This window comes from Psychrobacter sp. S1-30-MNA-CIBAN-0213, from assembly GCF_040309845.1.
GTDB lineage: Bacteria > Pseudomonadota > Gammaproteobacteria > Pseudomonadales > Moraxellaceae > Psychrobacter.
The window spans coordinates 312,606-331,377 of the sequence record NZ_JBEOPE010000001.1 but is presented as its reverse complement, the minus strand read 5'-3'; the positions used below and the strand labels follow the sequence as shown (position 1 = coordinate 331,377).

The window sequence follows — 18,772 nt, the reverse complement described above, 5'->3', positions numbered from 1 at the left end:
CACCTTAATAGGCTGTTATAAGGAAATATAAATATATATTGTATAAGAATTATGAACCATCAATTCTACAATCTAACCTTCCATCTTTCTAACCAACCACTGCTCAAAAACACCAATTTGCGCTGACAACTTAGGATGCGCTTTTGCTCGTCTATTGAATTTACCTGCAATATCATCTAGCGTGAAATCAGTCTTCGCGGTTGGTATAGTCATAATCACTTTCATCAAAGTTTAAAAAATCTGTGATATTATTCAGTTCAGAAAGTAACCAACTTTCCTTTGTAATCAATTCTTGTTGGTATATTTCAAGATCTTTATTTGGTTCTAGGTCTACAGTCCATATAAATAAAATAATAACGAAAGCAATAAGTGAAATATCAGATAATTTATATTTTTTACCTCTTATTTTCACTGATTATTTTCCTACATACTCAATAATATTTTTCAAAACTAGGTTATTTAATCTGTTTTAAATATTCCAAGTAGTTAACTAATTGCTCTCTATATTTCTCATTCGATTTAAATTTTGGAGATTCAATCCACTTATTACGATTATGAATAATGGATTCTAAGGTAAAGTCCTCATAACCAGACTCCGCTTCACAACAAGGACATATTTCATATAATGGGAATTCACCGTCAAGACCCCATGGCAAGAAATCCTCATCATAGTAACCGCATATTTTACAACTGTGTAACTCTCTATTGAGCATGAAAATATTCCAAATTAGTTGAGTAGGGATGTGTGGAAGCATCAGGCTTAAAAATTGTTCGAGGTGCACCATCTTTCGTTTTGACGGCAAATGTGTTTGTTTTCGGATTATATAGAACCGTATCACCATTCTTTCTGGTTTTATTTAAAGTTCCACGCGGAGGGTCACTGACAAATTCTTGAGCATGACGATAGTAGTCATTTTGAGATTTTAGCTCAGGAAATTCTTTGCTATGTTTACTCCAATGCTCTGCTAGGTTTGTATTAGGAGCTCTTTTCTTAGTAGAAGTCCAGTCGAAACCTTTTTCAGAGTCTCTGTAGATATTGTTATTACTTACCGCTCGTTTTCGAATCACGTACTGTCCAGCTTTAACGCTAGTCTTAGCAGATAGAGCACCCCAACCTAGCGGAAATGACATAATGTCAAAAACCAATCCCGCTTCATCTCCAATTTTTTGCACACCTTCATGGTATTTCGCACGATCACCATTGACATCTATCCATAGAGAATTAAGACGTTCTTGATAAATTAGCTCTTCAGGAGTACCTGCTCCTGCCCAAAGCCCACTGTCTTTCAATGCTTGTTCAGTAGATACGTCAACCCAAATCCCTAACTCCTCATCAGACATTTCATCTTCAGAATCTTTATTGTCAGAAGCTGCAAAGCTAGCAAACATACTATCTGGATCCGATTTCGCAAACACCAAAGGCGTTGGCTGCTCAACCCCAAACACCTCAAAATCCGATTCACAAAACGACTGTTGAATAGCAATCAGCTTAGCGCCGCAGCTGGTCACATCGCCGCCACGTGCGATGGGTGCACCATCGACAATAAATGACGGGTCACCACTAAGAATAGTAGTGACTTTTTTGCATTTCTTACAGATGACTTTATCGCCTTTACGCGAGACAGGGATGCCGTTATGAGTGGTGTGCGGTGAGCCGGAGATTACCGTCCCACCATGAGAGGTCTTTGCGCCAACGGTGATATAGGCTGCCATAGTGCTACCTTGCTTAAATGCCCGAAGTTTAGATTTTAAAAAAATCTATTATTTGCGTGACATTATAGATGGCTATAACGCTAAATATCAAACTTAAGTTTGTTTAAAGGTATAAATTATATGGTAAGCTCAATCGGCGTGAACTATGAAGGCTTTTGAGTAATTGACTGCAAGAGGAACTTGACTCTCTTTATTCATTATTAATAACAAGCAAAAATCTAACCTTCCATTTCGCTAGTCAACCACTCAGACACGTCATCAATATGCGCTGCCAAATCAGAATGCGCTTTGCCGAGCTCAGCAAGCTTGGCTTTTACTTCATGTCTATCATATTTAATATCAGTCAGCGTCTCTTTTAATAGGTCAATTAATTCAACGTTTAGCGCATCAGAGAAGATGACCACCTCGCTAATCACTGCGTGCTTCACATCAAGATGCAAATCAATAATACCCCAATCAAAGCGCGTCTCAATGTGATGCGTAAATTCAGGGGTCTTGCCAAAGCGCCAATCCCAATCCGTCATTTGTTGATAGTATTTATTCAGGTTAGGCTGCTTGGCGAGACTGGCTTCATCCAATTCTTCTACTGGCGTGGTGTCGCCATAATCAGTGTCACAATAATACTCACAAAATGCATCAATAATTGCATTTGATAAGGTCTCGTGATTGATGTTTTCATTAAACTCAACCAAGTTGGCAACGCGAGCGCGTACGGACTTAATGCCTTTAGCTTTGAGCTTAAGCGGATGCGGATTAAGATAATCGCCCAGCTTTTGCATATTGGCATTGACGAGTAACGTGCCGTGATGAAAGCTACGATCCGCCGCATGTTTAAAGGCGCTACCTGATATCTTCTTATCACCGACTTGCATATCGTTACGACCAGACAATTCAGCGTCTATGCCGAGCTTTTTTAATGCATTGATAATAATGGTAAAGTTCGCTTCTTGGTCGTAGTCGTCTTTGGGCGATAAAAAGGTAAAGTTGGTATTACCCAAATCATGAAATACCGCGCCGCCGCCACTCTGACGCCGTGCCAAAAATACATCGTCTTCTTCCATCTTATCGATTTTGCATTCCACCCATGGGTTTTGCGAGCGCCCGATGACCACGGTCTCGCTATTGCGCCATAAGAATAGTGTGTGCGAGTCGGGATTGAGGGTATTAAATATCCAATCCTCGGTTGCTAGATTAAACCAAGGGTTGGTCACGGCAGACTTTAAGATGCGCAGTTTCATTACTTATCCTTTTTATTATTAAGATTATTAATAGAAGCTATTGTTGCTGATGCGAGGTTGGAATTCAATGGGGGTGTGGTAGGGAGGATGGTTTTAGGATTTGAATATTGAGAAGAGGATTTATAAGATTTTGGGGAATGGTTAGTTGCTGGAGCCAATCCTGCTATCCGCTTGTATCTAACTTGTCGATGGCGTGCGGACTGGTTTGTCTGGTGGCGTTCCAACATTCGAGCGATCACCCCCAGCCATAGTCCGAAACGCCATCGTCGGCGTTAGGATACCGCTACTATCAGGGCTAAAACGCTTCTGAAGTTGACCAGTAATTGTTTGAGCAAAGCTTGGACGTAATTTTGAGTTTGGCGTAGGGTGGGTTAGCCCAAGCGTAACCCACCGTATAGTTCCAAGAAAGACAAGTTATATACAAGACTAAATTAATATAAAAGGTTAAGCTTACAAAAGTAATTTTACTGTTAATAGATATGGAACCACATGATTTTATACAAATACATGTCATTATCAGGTGCGATGAAAGCTATCGAAACGTCATCTATCGGTTTTACGCACCTAGAAGATTTTAACGATCCTTTTGAATGTACTGCTTTTGGTTTTAAAGAGAAACCGAATTTTATGGTAAGTCCTCAAATAGCTCAAAACGCTTGTAAAAATAGATTCTCTCGAGGATATGCCGTATTGTCTTTGACCAGACAACCATTAAATTCATTAATGTGGTCTCATTATGGGGATTCTCATCAAGGAGTTGTTATTGGAATTGATGTTGACGAAGCTAACTTCCATTCACTTTCCGATAATTTTATTCCATATCAGCTTGGTGAAGTAATATATACAAAAACTAAACCACAGAATGATTTAGATATAATTAATGATGATGAGTTAATGGATATTGGCAAAAATATTCTGTTCGAAGGAAACTTATTCAACCTTGCAAAAAGAGCTTTTTTATACAACTCATTAGATTGGGCTTATGAAGAAGAGGTGAGAATAGTTAAAGAAGTCGAAAGTCTGAAAGCTAGCTATCATACCAGTGAAGGAGTTTTTGGAGACTTCAATATAGTCAGAATACAAGGCAGACCACTATACTGTTTTTCTATTCCTCAGAGCTCAATAAAAGAAGTTTATTTAGGGAAGAACATTTATAAAAATATATCGAGAACGGCAACAGTCTCTCAAAATGAATATGAGTCTTTAATTCAGAGCTGGCAAGACCAAGACATTGAAGTTTACTACTCTGAATGCGAATTAAATTCTTGGAATTTAAAGAAAAGGGCTAATAGATGATTGCCTAATTTCGATGGTGGGTTACGCCTTGTCTTCATTATCTGCGATAATTTAACAAGTCTAACGCCACCCTACGGCGAACATTTTATGTCATTCGAGCGTTCATTAGCGCTCGCCAAAACGACTATCTTCGTAGTCATCACCTGCCCAATTCAAATCATAGCGACCATTATCAACCTCACGCATAAACGTTGAATGCTTCCAATCAGCAGGATTTTCAGCGTAGCCATGTTTGACAGCGTTATAATGAATGTAATCCATATGACGATTGTAGTCTATCTCGTTTTGAATGGTATGTTCCCAATAGCGTCTTTGCCAAATGCCAGTTTCACTCTTGCCCTGACGGCTTTGATTTTTGGTTTGTTTGATGTGTATGGGTAATTGTCTACTAAAATTACTTTTGAATAGTCTGATACGGGTAGGGTAGTCATTATCGTTTTCAGGAAGCGTCCAAATGGTATGGATATGGTCTGGTAAGATTATGATAGCATCAGTAGTGAATGGCATTTTCTGCTGTGTTTTTTGATAGGCAAGACGTAGTTCATTGATATAAGTCGTGAGTAATTGGTTTTGGCGATCGCGTAAATTGATAGTAAAAAAGTAAGTGGCCCCTGCTTGATAGTTTCTGATGTAGTTTGGCATAGTTTAGGGCTTATATTATTCGGTGGGTTACGTCTTATCTTCATTCTCTACGAGAACTTGATAAGTCTAACCCACCCTACGACTTTAAAAATCTATTAAATAGTATTATTTTTTTAAATATTCCTCATATTCTTCTTCACTTATTTCTGTAGCGAAATCAATATGAAGCTTTTCGCGCTTATATACCCGAATAAAATATTTATTATCAATCTTAAAAAGCTTGTCGGGTGGCACAGCAGATGAATATCTACTAGACCAGTTCAGCCATGAGCGAAATGTTTTTTGGCTATGATGACGTTGAATAGCTTCTTTAAGTTCTATATCTCTATTATCTAACTCGTTAAAAGTATCTTTTGTGATTTCTATCGACCTTTCACCGCCTCCGTGACCTCCATTTTGAAAGCTAACAAAGTACCTATCTTCCATTACATATAGAAAGTAAGCTTCTGAAGCATCTAAATGTCTAATAATTTTTAAGCTACTTTTAACGTTAGTATTCACAATTATTCTCCTGTTGTAGATTACCCAAAATCCTCCCTCAAAATAGCCGCCATATTACGCTCGGCAAGTCCGGTGATAAACACATACGGATTGACGCCAGCACTGCCAGGGATTAACGCGCCATCTTGCACATAGATATTTTCGTGCCCTTTGACGCGTCCAACTTCATCAGTCGCCAAGCCTAATACGCAGCCGCCGAGCGGGTGATAGCAGAAGTTATCGCCGAAGCCTTTGGTAAATAACAGACTTGATGTCGAGCCACCATTAGCTTTGGCGAGTTTTTCGATCAGCTCTTTAGCAGCATTTACCGAGTACTCGTTTTGCTCGCGTTTCCAGTTAAGTTTGACGGTTTTGGTGGCTTTGTCGTAGTAATAATTACCGCGTTAAGGATTATCCGTGATAGCAAGATATAGTGTCGTCCACGTCTCAAGCCCTAGCGGCAATGGCGCGAGTTCGGCAAAGATTTTGTACTTTGAACCGTCTCTATCGCCGTCCCACATGTTGATGCCTTTAACGGGAATGGTAGATTGGGTGGTGCCAGCGGCATGGACGAAATTGCGCCCCGTCATGATGTTGCCGTTTGGTCCCCAGTGTTTGCCAATATGTTCGTTTAAGTTGTTTAATTTGCCTTCAGCTTGGCTTTTGAGTAGCAGCTCTGAGGTACCCGTACTGCCAGCATTTAGAAACAGCTTATCGTAAGTGTAATGTTCAATTTTATCGATGCCACCAGTAGTATTGAGGACGTGAACTTCTAATCTAAGTTGATCATTATCGAGCGCTTGAATGCTATTGACTTTGCGTAGAGTTTTTACGGTGACGTTGCCAGTAGCTTCAGCGTCTTTTAGGTAAGTTAAATCGAGTGAGAACTTGCCTGCATTATTGCCGTAGATGACTTCACCGCCGAGTCCCGATTTATAGACTTCACCTTTGGCTTCACGTTGCATATAGTCAAAGTCGTAGCTATTACCGAAGAATTCGGTTTTCATGCCGGCTTTTTCTGCTTGGCGTTCCGCAGCGCGGGTAAATTCGTAATGCTCGGATTGATTAAAAAACGACTCGGGGATTTGACTGACTTTTAATTCCTTCATGGCACGGGGAAAATAAGTGTCGTACATCTCGTCGCTATCTATCCAAGGAAACACTGCTTCAAAGTGCGCGCGCCTCGGCTGAATGGCAATCGCGCCATTGACGATAGAGCCGCCACCGTAGGCGCGTCCTGCGAAGACTTTCATGTCATCATATTCGATTAAATCCAAAACGCCGGGGTATTTTTTGATAGGGATTGGAATCGGGATAGGGGCGTTTGGCATATTGCTAAACCAGCTCGAGCGTTTATCCGCAGTAATCATTTTGCAAAAAGTATCGTGCTTGGGCGTTCTATCCCAGCGCATACCCATCTCAAGTATCAGCACTTTATGCCCTTTTTCGCTTAATCGCAGGGCCGATACTGCGCCTCCGTAACCACTACCGACGATAATATTAGGAAAATGTCCAACTTGGGTGACGGTAGTAGGCAGTTTTGGCTGCTTGGCAAGCGTTTGGCAACCACTCATCGCCGCGGATGTACTGACTGCCGCTACACCTAAGCCCATTGATTTAATAAACTGTCGTCGTTGCATATGTTTTCCGATTTTGTAGCTGATTTTGGAATGAGTTTTTTATAAGCAACACTTTAACGAACATAAGTTTCTTTATTATTACGCTGACGGAATTTGTTTAACACTTGTTAGTCACTTATCAAGGTTTTATAGATCAATCCCTTCACTAATATCAGGTAGCAATTCATTAACTTGATGTTGCCCAAATACCTTAGCACCGCGGGACACGGTTGCAATACCGACACCTAGCTTTGCACTAATCTCTCTTTGCGTGACGCCTTGCTGTAATAGGGCAAAGATGGTTAAGCGGTTGGCTAACTCCGTCTGTTCCTTTTCCGTCATGAGCGCAGAAAATATCGCTGATAGACGTTCTGTGTCTTCAGTTTCAACCAGTAGCTTTAGTAGATAATTATAAGCATCGCTTGCCTGATTTTTTGCCTGACGGTCATCTTGTAGCATTTCAATATACTCTTAAATGAATCAAACCCGTTAATAAATACTTTCGGATCAATTCTAGTTATTGACCTTAAACAGGACTTAACTTAAAATATGTTTCAGTGTACTAGAACATAGATACAATGGCCTTATTATAACGCCATAAAAATAATTTGCTTGAATAATTTTTCAAATACTAAAACTTCAAATACTAGGGTTTAACGATGACAACAGAAAATACGACAGACAGCTATGGCCTACATCACTCTATTTTGCCGAGTAGCGAGGGCTTATATGGTGAGTTCGGTGGCAAAATAGGTCATCCAGAACTTGCCAAAGCCATGGAAGAAATCGAAGTAGGATTTCGTGAGATTATCAAAGACGAAGATTTTATCGCTGAGATGAAGCGTTTGCGCGAGACTTACGTCGGCAGACCAAGCCCGATATTTCATGCCAGACGCTTAAGCGAACATTGCGGCGGCGCGCAGATTTATTTTAAGCGTGAAGACCTAAATCATACTGGCGCGCATAAGATTAATCACTGTTTGGGTGAAGTGTTATTGGCGAAGAAGCTCGGTAAAACCAAAGTCATCGCGGAGACAGGCGCAGGGCAACATGGGGTGGCATTAGCAACCGCAGCGGCATTGATGGGTCTTGAGTGTGAGATTCATATGGGCGTGGTCGATATTAAAAAAGAGCATCCTAATGTCAGTCGTATGAAAGTATTGGGCGCTAACATCGTCCCTGTATCACGCGGGGCAGGGACGCTAAAAGAAGCGGTCGACAGCGCCTTTGAGACCTATCTTAATGAGCTTGATAGCAGTATGTTCGCCATTGGCTCAGCTTTGGGCCCTGCACCATATCCTGAGATTGTCAGCTATTTCCAATCAGTCGTTGGACGTGAAGCCCGCGTACAATTTTTAGATACCACTGGTAAATTGCCTAATAAAGTGGTCGCCTGCGTCGGTGGTGGCTCTAATGCTATCGGTATATTCAGTGGCTTTTTGGGCGATGAGAGCGTTGAAAAAGTAGGAGTGGAGCCAGCTGGAGAGGGTTTAGATACGCCCAATCATGCTGCAACGATGACATTGGGTGTGAAAGGTGAGATTCATGGCTTTAAGTGCTATGTGCTACTCGATAAGGATGGCGAGCCAGCCCCCGTACACTCGATTGCCTCTGGTTTGGACTATCCCGGCGTTGGCCCGCAGCATTCGCTGTTACGTGATATGCAGCTGGCGACTTATGAGTCGGCGACAGATGCAGAGTGTCTAGAGGCCTTTATGGCGCTATCACGATTAGAAGGTATCATTCCCGCTTTGGAAACCGCCCATGCCATTGCCTATGCGATGAGAGTTGCCAAAGATATGTCACCTGATGAGACGATTTTGGTTAATTTATCAGGGCGCGGCGACAAGGATATTGATTTTATCTTGGATAAAGTAAAGTTATAAATAATTAATTACCGACAAATACATAAAACAGCACCTATCAAGCGATTAAAAAGTTATCATCGTGGCGTTTTTAACGACATAATGTTTTTAATAATATAACTTTTTACGACTTAGCATTCTTCAAAACTTATAGTCGGTTCAATTTAAAAGTGGTACAAGGCAACCGAGTGCAGATGTATATCTAATACTTCAATCGAGGTTAACGCTGTCACACTTTTATAGTGGATTGACTATAGAAAATGTAGTCTAAACGCTTAATAGGATTAACCAGTGACTAAACGCGACCTCATCATCTTTTTTACCCTCTCTTTTATGTGGTCGCTGTCTTTTATATTTTATCGCGTCGGTGTGCCTGAGTTTGGCTCGATAGCATTTGCAAGCCTACGGGTGTTATTTGCAGGGTTGACCATGCTGGTTTTCGTTTTGCTCAGCTCAGAAAATCGACGCGGCATTCGCGAAAACTGGAAGCTACTGACCGTTGTTGGTCTATTCTCTACTGCCATTCCATTTGTGCTGTTTTCATTCTCAGCACAGACAGTGAACGCCGGTGTATTAGCGGTGCTGAATGCCTCTGTACCTATGATGAGTGGCTTTATCGCCAGTACGTTTTTTAATGATAAGCTCTCAAGAAAACAAATCCTTGGCTTGTTTATCGGTCTTGTAGGTGTCGTCATTTTGATGAGTGAAAGCTTGTTTGCTGGTAGTGATCAAGACTCAAGTCTGATGGCGGGATTATTGCCGATGGGCTATGCTCTATTGGGCTGCGTCGGTTATGCGACCGGGGCAAATATTACCAAAAATTATTTGCAAGGCTTATCACCGATTGCTATCACTGCTGGCTCGACCATTATTGCGAGCATGGTCATGCTACCTATTGGCCTGTATGCGTTTCCGTATGGTAAGAGCATTAGTCTACAAGCTTGGGTATCTGTCATCTGTATCGGGGTATTTTCGACGGCAATCGCACTAATCTTTATGAACCAGCTTATTAAAAATATTGGTCCAATGCGAGCTACGAGTATTACCTTAGTCATTCCAATTTTTGCGATATTCTTTGGTTATGTATTGCTGGGTGAAGCGTTAGATTTGGGCGCGATTATTGGCTCAATAGTGATATTGGTTGGTACGTATTTGTCTTTGAACTTGTCATTAATTATATTTAGGAAAAAGACGGTTTAGTTATGGAGCGTTAGACTGTTTTTACTTAGCGTTAAGTTGTCCATTTAGGTTTAGGTGGCGTATAAGCTGCCATTTTATCAAAGAGTTCTATGATATCGTCTGATATTATCAGCATATCCAGATACTCTTGCTTCATAAAACCACTGGTCACCATGGTCTCAAAAAAGGTAAATAGGCCATCAAAATAACCGTTCACATTTAGGAAGCCACAAGGTTTATTGTGCAGTCCTAACTGGCCCCAAGTCCAAACTTCCGAAATTTCCTCTAATGTTCCAGGACCTCCCGGTAGAGCGATAAAACCATCGGCAAGATTTGCCATAATGGTTTTGCGATCATGCATACTTTTTACCAAAATAAGCTCGTTGACTCCAGTATGAGCCAGCTCCTTATCTGCTAAATGATCTGGAATAACGCCGATGATATGCACACCAGCAGCGATGGCTGTATCGGCCAGTGTACCCATCAGCCCGATCTTACCGCCTCCGTAGACGATATTCAGCTTCTTGATTGCCATTACTTGAGCCAACTCAATTGTTTTTTCTACATGCTTTGGATCTGATCCTTGTCTTGATCCACAAAAAACGGCAATACGCATTAGGTTCCTTAAGTGTTTTTTTGCATAAGTTTTTTTACATGAATGTTCTGTTTATCGATATTTGAGCAGTGTAATTATTGCCCAGTCTCGACTACACAAGTGACGCCATGCAAACAGTTTCTATCTTTAACTGTATCACGCAGCGAAGGTATGTCTAACGCTTTATTTAATTGATAATGCGTCACTTCCCATTCATTTATTTTATGACCGTTTTCATCTTTATCAGGTACAGGGTATAACTGATGACGTTCGCTATCTGACTGCTCCATAAATACCAAAAGTTTTTGCACATCTTCAGCCAGTTGACTGTCAGTACGCTTGGCCAGTTGCATCATCAAGCGTTCATCTTTTAAGAGATAGAATTTTCGTATATCGTCATCAATCCATTGAATGTTCTCTGAACCAAAAAAGAGTAGATAGCGGTACGTATCCAGCAAAGCGTTAGCATCATCATAGAAGCTACTCTGTGGATAGCGGCTTATAAAATCTTCCCAAAATATAGCACGTTCAACCAGTTCTTCAAAAGATATGGCAATCGCAGGATCAAACCAGAATATCTCTTGGTTGTCTTGCGCCATGCGCTGGATAAATTCACTTTGGTCATCTGATAGATAGGGGGTGAACATATCAGCCATTGACGAAAGGTCGTGATGAAATTCAAAATGACCTTCGCCCATATATCGTACACTAACGTCAGCTCTGCTCCTTACCAAACTAATAAGGTATCGGATACGAGGATTGACCTGCTTTAATTGTGCTACCGTCAATTTTCCATCTTGTTCAACATTTTCCATTACGGTGAAGAATGCTTCATCATCCATAGAGCTATCAGCACTCAAAAAACGTCCATACATCGCTTGGTAGTATTCTAGCCATCGCAGTATCTCAGCGTTGTCAGCCACTGGCAAGCAAGCATCTATTTGGCGCTGAACTGTATGAATATCTTCGATTTCACTCTTATTATCAATAGCATTTATCGTGTCATCGAGCTTGGTACAAATGAGCTGCTCTTTTAATGTTTTTTCAGATAACTTTACCAATGCTTTAGTGAGTGCTTTTGGCGTTTTTGCTTCCACGAGAGGTTGGGTACTTGGTGACTCTACAGATTGTGCTGACGTTGAAGTCGTATCTGATGAATCGTTTTTATCTGAAGGGGGCTGACAAGCAGTGATGCCAAGCAATAAGCTTGCACCTATGATGAGTGTTGTTTTGTTCATTTGCACAGACTGCATCCTTTCAGTACTCAATAGAGTACTAATCTTAGTTTTTTGAAAAAGTCTTTTGCCTATTAAATATGCAAAACATTGGTTTAAATATGAAATCTAATAGTTCAATAAAGAACTATTGTTTACTTATGATTATTCTACTCTTTTATAGTCTTTTGAGATAGCCAATGTAGCCCTCTTTAAGAATTAGATAAATGTGGAAAGGTGTTTTTGTTTGTAAAGCTTGCTTGAATAATAGTAGATATCCCCTATAAAGAGAACGGTCGTTCAATATAGCTTCTTATTTGATAGGTATTTATTTGAATATAGTTTCTTATTCGACAGGTTCTTATTTGATAGATACTTATTCAACAGGCACTTACTTATTGACTAAGCAAACATACATTTTGTTGACCTAATGACTCATAAAGATTTCATAGTTATCAGTAAATTACTTTATAGTTATGAATACCACTTTTACCCATATTTTTTATAACAACAAACAAGGCATACCATGGCTTACGATAATTTATTTGAACCAGTAAAAATGGGCACTCAAACCCTAAAAAACCGTATTATTATGGCACCACTAACTCGTCTGCGCGCTGTTGAGCCCGGCGATGTACCGACTGCATTGGCAGGCGAATACTATTCGCAGCGTGCGGCAGGAGCAGGCTTGGTCATCGCAGAGGCGACGCAAGTCTCTTTTCAAGCAAAAGGCTATGCAGGCGCGCCTGGTATCCATACTAAAGATCAAATGACCGCGTGGAAAGCCATCGTCGATAATGTCCATGCTAAAGGTGGCAAGATCGTCGTACAGCTATGGCATACCGGTCTTGTGTCGCATGATAGCGTACAACCTGATGGTAAAGCCCCTATCTCGGCATCAGGTGTCGAAGTTGGCGCTCGCACCTCTTTACGTGATAGCGATAATAAAGCGATTCGCGTTGAAACGACGCCACCACGCCCAGCCACCGCTGATGAAATCAAGCAAGTTATCGCTGATTTTGCTCATGCTACTAAGACGGCACGCGAAGCAGGCTTTGATGGCGTAGAGGTTCATGGTGCACATGGCTATCTATTGCATCAATTCTGGGTTGAGCAAACCAACAAGCGTGATGACGAGTACGGCGGCAGTCGTGAGAACCGCGCGCGCTTGACTTTAGATATCATTGACGCATGTGTTGCAGAGTGGGATAACGATCATGTCGGTGTCAGACTCTCGCCACAAGGAACATTTAACGCAGTAGAAGCAGGCTACGATGAAGATGATAACATCTGGCTGGTTGAACAGATTAACAAACGCGGTTTGATGTATCTCCATCTCTCTGAGCCTGATTGGGCAGGTGGTACGCCATATAACGATGGTTTCCGTCAGCGTATTCGTGATGCCTTTGACAATACGATTATCGCCGCAGGTGGTTATACTGCCGAAAAAGCAGAAAGAAACGTACGCAAAGGGTATATCGATGCAGCCGCCTTTGGTCGTGATTTTATCGCCAATCCTGATTTGGCAGAACGTATCCGTCAAGATGCTCCGCTCAATGAGCAGCATCCAGAGAGTTTCTACGGTGGCGGCGCTGAAGGCTATACCGATTATCCGTATTTGGATCAAAAACAAGCATAAGTGTACGCTTATTTTTAAATGTTAAGACAATAAAGAGCCGCCTTACTATGACAGTAAGGCGGCTCTTTTTGAGCTTGTATTAATGGTTAAACGTTTTAGTTATTAGCCAAAGTTACCTGTTTGATAATCACGGAAGGTTTGTTGAATCTCATCTTGGGTGTTCATGACGAATGGACCATAACCTGCTACTGGCTCGCCAATAGGTTCACCGCTCATAAGTAACAGCTTAGCAGGTACAGAGTCGTTGCCGTCCACTTGATAAGTTAACGTAATGGTATCGGTAGTACTTGTATTGATGCTACTTGTATTAATAGTATTCTGCTCATCTTTAGCGTCTATTCCAGTAGGCTCAGCAAACTGAACCAGCTTGCCCGCGTCAACCAGAGTATCGTTGATGAGTAGCTTACCTTGTTGCACCAATATCATAACATTATGGGTGTTCGGCACTTGTAGCATCGTTGATCCTTCGCTATCAAGCTCAATATCCCATAAGTTGATTGGCGTAAAGGTAGAGGCAATACCGGCTTCCCCTTGCAACTCACCTGCGATAATAGCCGCTTTACCAATCGCACTATCATTGCTGTCGGTTAACTGAACGACTGCCATCTCATCACGTTTAAGCGTCTGATATTTAGCATCAGTTAGCTTGTCTTTTTTGGGTAGATTGACCCACAATTGCACCATACTAAAGACGCCGCCATTCTTTCCAAAATTTGGTGAGTGAAATTCTTCATGAATGATACCGCGTCCTGCGGTCATCCATTGCACATCACCTTTTAGGATATCACCGCGACCACCAGTTGAGTCCGCATGGCTAATCTCGCCTTCATAAGCAATGGTTACCGTTTCAAACCCTTTGTGCGGATGCTGACCGACACCATGTGGCTGGGTCTCATAATTTGGATTGGGCGCAAAATTCATTGGTTCGCTGTAATCCAGCATCAAAAACGGATCGCTATGAGCGTAATTAAAGTCAGGGGTGCTGTTAGAGTAGTTGATAAAGGGCTTCACATAAAAACCGTCACCAACCCAATGCGAAGGTTTATCGCCGTGAATGTGTTTAATTTGACGCATATTTCACCTCGTAATTTTATTTATTTGAAGTATTATTAGACTAACTACTATTAATAATATCTACATCTATGAAGTAATATATGGTGTATATCTACACAATTATCAAGAGGCTGTCATTAAGAAGCTATAATCAAAATCAACTCAAGGTTAAGCGCTGTTTCTGCTTAAATCACTTCTTATAATGGGTTTACCTTAAAACCGATACAGTGCGACTGGGATGAATTTTTCGTAGCCTCTGTGATAGCAGCAAGCAAGGAAAATTTATACCAGTCGCACGTGGCGATTAACGTATCGATTTTATTTCGAACTGACTATACTAATTAAACCACTTCACCGCAGACAAAGCCGCTTGCCCAAGCCCATTGGAAGTTATAGCCGCCAAGCCAGCCAGTGACATCGAGCACCTCACCGATAAAGTATAGACCGTCCTGAAAGTTGCTCTGCATCGTTTTTGAAGACACCTCATCGGTTTTTACGCCGCCGCGCGTAACCTCAGCTGTACGATAACCTTCAGTGCCAGAGGGTTTGAGTTGCCAACCATTAATAGTAGCCCCAAGCTCGCCTAGGCGCTCATCTTTAATATTGGCAAGCTCTTTGTCTTTGATATCGTCCCACAGTGTCGTTTGTAGGGCCACAAGTAGCTTTTTGGGTAGAGCGTTGTCCGTATAATCAGCCAAGACGGTACGGATAAGCTGCTTGGGGTGTGACTTTTTATGAGAGAGTAGGAGGGTGGTGATATCGGTATCAGGCAGCAAATTAATACTGATGTATTCGCCCGTCTGCCAATAATTGGACAGCTGGAGCATGGCAGGACCAGATAGACCGCGATGGGTAAATAGGAGCGGCAGCTTAAACGAGATGCGCTCGTTACTGGCAATCACCGGCAGGCTAATGCCAGACAAAGCACGGATGAGCTCACCCGTCTTATCAGTGAAAGTAAAGGGAACAAGGCTGGCATCGGTGGACATAAGCTGATGCCCAAACTGCTGCGCTAGCTCGTAGCCAAGACCACTCGCACCCATTGTTGGAATAGATAAGCCACCAGTCGCAACGACTAACGATTCACAGCTGTATTTGGTTTGCGAGGGTTTAACGTCATTGGCAATATCTTTTTTACTGAGTTTTTTGGTGGTCAATAACTCAAAGCGCGCGCTATTCTTGTTCGCATTAGCATCGTTAACATCGACTTTATCAATCTGCGTATTAATGCGTATCTGCACACCTACTGCGGCGCATTCATCAAGTAGCATGGTTAAGATATCTTGTGCTGAATCATCGCAAAACAGCTGACCGTGCTCACGCTCATGATAAGCAATTTTATGCTGTTCAACCATGCCAATGAATTCCCAGCTGGGATAGCGGCTCAGTGCTGACTTACAAAAATGCGGGTTGGCACTGATAAAGTGCTCAGGCTCGACGAAGTAATTGGTAAAGTTACAGCGTCCACCGCCCGACATCAGGATTTTCTTGCCGACTTTATTGGCATGATCAAGCACCAATACGCGACGGCCTCGACGACCAGCGGTGAGCGCGCAGTATAGCCCTGAGGCACCTGCACCAATAATGATGACATCGTAATGAGAGTTATTGTCCATGGCGGTTTTGGTCCATAAAGCGCTGCTTTTAAACAAACGTAAAAATAAGGTAGAAGCAATGATATAGTCAGATCAACATAAAAAAGATACAGTGGTATTGGGACAAGTTTTTTGTAGCCTCTGTCGGCGTAGGCACAGCAAGCAAGAAAATTTGTCCCAATACCACGTCATACTATCGTGTATCCATTTTATTTAGTATCGACTATAGGAATATGCTGATATAAATATCATTTAAAAAAATGTATTTGGTGTGGCTATTGTCCATATTTAACCTAGGGTTACAAGGGTTAAATGCTTATCAAATTTTTGCTCTGCAAAAGTAATAGAGCGTATAAATACATAAGTAAACAGCTGTACATTGGAATTGTTGTAATTAGTAGTTGGTGTCTTGCATCACTTCTCCTTATTTGTCAAACTAGAATCAAGGCGTCACTCATTATGGAAGATGATAGCCTGTTGTCTGCAACCACCGTCGTTACTGACTAGCTGCCGATTATCACTGTCTGATAGTAATGTTATCGCTTCAGTTTCAGTCAGTCTATTAGATAGTTTTTTCTTTTATTCTCGGTATTTTTTATTCTCAATATCTTTTATTTTCGATATTTTATGCAGACAATAATAATTAAAAAAGGAATATTTTATGACTCAGAAATCTTTTCCTATTACGGCTGAATTTATCGCCGCTGCCAATACCACCGCCGAGCAGTACGCTCACGACTACAAACGATCTGTTGAATCACCTGAGGCCACTGATGCATTTTGGGCCGAGCGTGCCGAGCTGATTGATTGGATAAAAAAGCCGACTATCATTAGCAACGTCAGTTATGATTTGGACGACTTTCGTATTAAATGGTACGAGGATGGTGAGCTAAATATCTCAGTAAACTGCCTCGATCGACACCTTAAAACTAACCCCTATAAGCCTGCTATTATTTGGGAAGGGGATCATCCTTCTTTACACAAGATTATCTCCTTTAAAGAGTTGCACGCTGATGTTTGTCGCTTAGGTAATGCTATGCGCAAGCTTGGGGTCAAAAAAGGCGATCGCGTTACCTTATATATGCCAATGATACCTGAAGCGATGATAGCGATGCTGGCATGTACGCGTATCGGTGCGGTGCATTCGGTCGTGTTTGGTGGTTTTTCTGCTGAGAGCTTAGGTAACCGTATCGTTGATAGCCAATCCAAAATCGTGATTACGGCTGATGAAGGTCTACGCGGTAATAAGCATACGCCCCTTAAAGTCAATGTCGATCGTGCGCTCGATATGGATGGCACTGATAGCGTTGAAAAAGTCATTGTCGTGCATCGGACGGGTAGTTCGATCCCAATGAGTGGTCGCCGTGATGTTTGGTATCACTCTTTAATCGCTGGCGAGCAAGAGCAGTGCGAGCCTGAAGTCATGAATGCCGAAGATCCATTATTTTTGTTATATACCTCTGGTTCGACCGGAAAGCCAAAAGGCGTACTGCATACAACTGGCGGTTATATCACTTATGCGCTATCAACCTTTCGCGATGTCTTCGATATCAAAGACGATGATGTCTATTGGTGTACAGCGGATGTCGGCTGGGTGACCGGTCATACTTATTCCACTTATGGGCCGCTTGCCAGTGGCACGACGACGGTAATGTTTGAGGGCGTGCCTGAATATCCAACATGGGCGCGGATTGGTCATATTATCGATAAGCATAAAATTACGGTTTTATATACGGCACCGACTGCTATCCGCTCGATGATGAAAGAAGGCGATACCTTTGTCCGTGAGTCTAATCGCTCAAGTCTACGCTTGCTCGGTACCGTTGGAGAACCCATTAACCCTGAGGCGTGGGATTGGTATTATGATGTCGTTGGCGGTGGTCGTTGCCCAATCGTAGATACATGGTGGCAGACTGAAACGGGTGGTATCTTGCTCGCCCCAATACCAGGTACGGTAGCGCTTAAACCGGGTGCCGCGATGAACCCTCTATATGGCATCATACCGCAAGTTATCGATACCGATGGCACCGCACTCGAAGGTCCCGCTGAGGGCAATCTCGCTATTAGTAATAGCTGGCCGGGACAGATGCGTACTATTTATAATGACCATGAGCGCTTTTTGGAGACCTACTTTACTGAGTATCCGGGCTATTACTTTACTGGTGATGGGGTACAACGCGATGAAGATGGGCACTATTGGATTACTGGTCGTGTCGATGATGTCCTCAATGTTTCAGGGCACCGTTTAGGTACTGCAGAAGTTGAAAGTGCAGTAGATGCGCATCCTTCTACTGTCGAAGCAGCCGTCGTTGGTATGCCCCACGAGATTCGCGGTGTGGGCATTGCAGCCTTTATTATTCTCAGTATGGGCGAGGTCGCCAGCGATCAGCTAAAAGCCGAGCTAAATCGTCATGTGCGCACTGAGATTGGCCCAATTGCTAACTTAGATGCTATCTATATCGTTGAGGCGTTACCAAAAACGCGTTCTGGTAAGATTATGCGTCGAATATTGCGTAACCTTGCTGCAGGGCAGTATGTCGGACTAGGCGATCTATCCACCCTTGCTGATAGTTCGGTTATTAATAAGATTATCGAAGTGGTCAAAGCTGAACGTGAGGCCAAGCGTTGCTAGCAAATAACCACT

The 18,772-nt window shown here is 42.2% G+C and carries 15 protein-coding genes and 1 pseudogene; 5 read left to right on the top strand and 11 right to left on the bottom strand.

Annotation, left to right across the window (positions count from 1 at the left end):
* Window positions 1-72: 72 nt before the first annotated feature.
* The 3 genes from AAEY87_RS01365 to lplA form a co-directional block, all read right to left on the bottom strand.
* The gene (locus AAEY87_RS01365; RefSeq protein ID WP_158511261.1) at window positions 73-213 is read right to left on the bottom strand and encodes a hypothetical protein; all 141 of its coding nucleotides are present in this window, start codon (window positions 211-213) and stop codon (window positions 73-75) included.
* A 489-nt stretch (window positions 214-702) separates the two neighbouring features.
* Complete coding sequence (locus AAEY87_RS01360; RefSeq protein WP_350655622.1) at window positions 703-1,713, bottom strand: PAAR domain-containing protein; 1,011 nt, start codon at window positions 1,711-1,713, stop codon at window positions 703-705.
* 218 nt (window positions 1,714-1,931) lie between these two features.
* Window positions 1,932-2,951 (bottom strand): lipoate--protein ligase, encoded by a 1,020-nt coding sequence (gene lplA, locus AAEY87_RS01355; RefSeq protein ID WP_350655621.1) that lies wholly within the window; start codon window positions 2,949-2,951, stop codon window positions 1,932-1,934.
* A gap of 489 nt (window positions 2,952-3,440) precedes the next feature.
* Here lplA and AAEY87_RS01350 point away from each other — a divergent pair, with 489 nt between their 5' ends.
* Entirely contained in the window at window positions 3,441-4,247 is an 807-nt protein-coding gene (locus AAEY87_RS01350) for a DUF2971 domain-containing protein (RefSeq protein ID WP_350655620.1), read from the top strand.
* Window positions 4,248-4,352: 105 nt separating this feature from the next.
* Here AAEY87_RS01350 and AAEY87_RS01345 read toward each other — a convergent pair whose 3' ends face one another.
* The 4 genes and pseudogenes from AAEY87_RS01345 to AAEY87_RS01330 form a co-directional block, all read right to left on the bottom strand.
* Window positions 4,353-4,889 carry an REP-associated tyrosine transposase gene (locus AAEY87_RS01345; RefSeq protein ID WP_350655619.1) on the bottom strand — a complete coding sequence of 179 codons (537 nt, stop codon included), beginning with the start codon at window positions 4,887-4,889 and terminating at the stop codon, window positions 4,353-4,355.
* 105 nt (window positions 4,890-4,994) lie between these two features.
* Window positions 4,995-5,390, bottom strand: coding sequence for a hypothetical protein (locus AAEY87_RS01340; protein ID WP_350655617.1), 396 nt, complete (start codon window positions 5,388-5,390; stop codon window positions 4,995-4,997).
* Between the two features lie 20 nt (window positions 5,391-5,410).
* Window positions 5,411-7,009, bottom strand: a pseudogene (locus AAEY87_RS01335) (GMC oxidoreductase).
* 126 nt (window positions 7,010-7,135) lie between these two features.
* A complete protein-coding gene (locus AAEY87_RS01330; RefSeq protein ID WP_350655616.1) occupies window positions 7,136-7,447 on the bottom strand; it encodes a Trp family transcriptional regulator in 312 nt (103 codons plus the stop codon).
* 200 nt (window positions 7,448-7,647) lie between these two features.
* On the opposite strand from AAEY87_RS01330, the gene trpB reads away from it, so the two are divergent.
* Together trpB and AAEY87_RS01320 are read left to right on the top strand one after the other, a co-directional pair.
* Window positions 7,648-8,874, top strand: coding sequence for a tryptophan synthase subunit beta (gene trpB / locus AAEY87_RS01325; RefSeq protein ID WP_350655615.1), 1,227 nt, complete (start codon window positions 7,648-7,650; stop codon window positions 8,872-8,874).
* A 270-nt stretch (window positions 8,875-9,144) separates the two neighbouring features.
* The gene (locus AAEY87_RS01320) at window positions 9,145-10,053 is read left to right on the top strand and encodes a DMT family transporter (protein WP_350655614.1); all 909 of its coding nucleotides are present in this window, start codon (window positions 9,145-9,147) and stop codon (window positions 10,051-10,053) included.
* A 31-nt stretch (window positions 10,054-10,084) separates the two neighbouring features.
* On the opposite strand, the gene AAEY87_RS01315 is transcribed toward AAEY87_RS01320, so the two are convergent.
* Both AAEY87_RS01315 and AAEY87_RS01310 read right to left on the bottom strand, forming a co-directional pair.
* On the bottom strand, window positions 10,085-10,648 hold the full coding sequence (locus tag AAEY87_RS01315) for an LOG family protein (protein ID WP_350655613.1): 564 nt from the start codon (window positions 10,646-10,648) through the stop codon (window positions 10,085-10,087).
* 74 nt (window positions 10,649-10,722) lie between these two features.
* Entirely contained in the window at window positions 10,723-11,871 is a 1,149-nt protein-coding gene (locus AAEY87_RS01310) for a hypothetical protein (protein ID WP_350655612.1), read from the bottom strand.
* 496 nt (window positions 11,872-12,367) lie between these two features.
* Between AAEY87_RS01310 and AAEY87_RS01305 the strand changes: the two genes are divergently transcribed.
* Entirely contained in the window at window positions 12,368-13,480 is a 1,113-nt protein-coding gene (locus tag AAEY87_RS01305; protein WP_350655611.1) for an alkene reductase, read from the top strand.
* 102 nt (window positions 13,481-13,582) lie between these two features.
* Here the strand turns inward: AAEY87_RS01305 and AAEY87_RS01300 are convergent, their stop codons facing one another.
* Both AAEY87_RS01300 and AAEY87_RS01295 read right to left on the bottom strand, forming a co-directional pair.
* Complete coding sequence (locus AAEY87_RS01300) at window positions 13,583-14,554, bottom strand: pirin family protein (RefSeq protein ID WP_350655610.1); 972 nt, start codon at window positions 14,552-14,554, stop codon at window positions 13,583-13,585.
* Window positions 14,555-14,874: 320 nt separating this feature from the next.
* On the bottom strand, window positions 14,875-16,149 hold the full coding sequence (locus AAEY87_RS01295; protein ID WP_350655609.1) for a BaiN/RdsA family NAD(P)/FAD-dependent oxidoreductase: 1,275 nt from the start codon (window positions 16,147-16,149) through the stop codon (window positions 14,875-14,877).
* 640 nt (window positions 16,150-16,789) lie between these two features.
* Here AAEY87_RS01295 and acs point away from each other — a divergent pair.
* Complete coding sequence (acs, locus tag AAEY87_RS01290) at window positions 16,790-18,760, top strand: acetate--CoA ligase (RefSeq protein WP_068325591.1); 1,971 nt, start codon at window positions 16,790-16,792, stop codon at window positions 18,758-18,760.
* Window positions 18,761-18,772 lie beyond the last annotated feature (12 nt).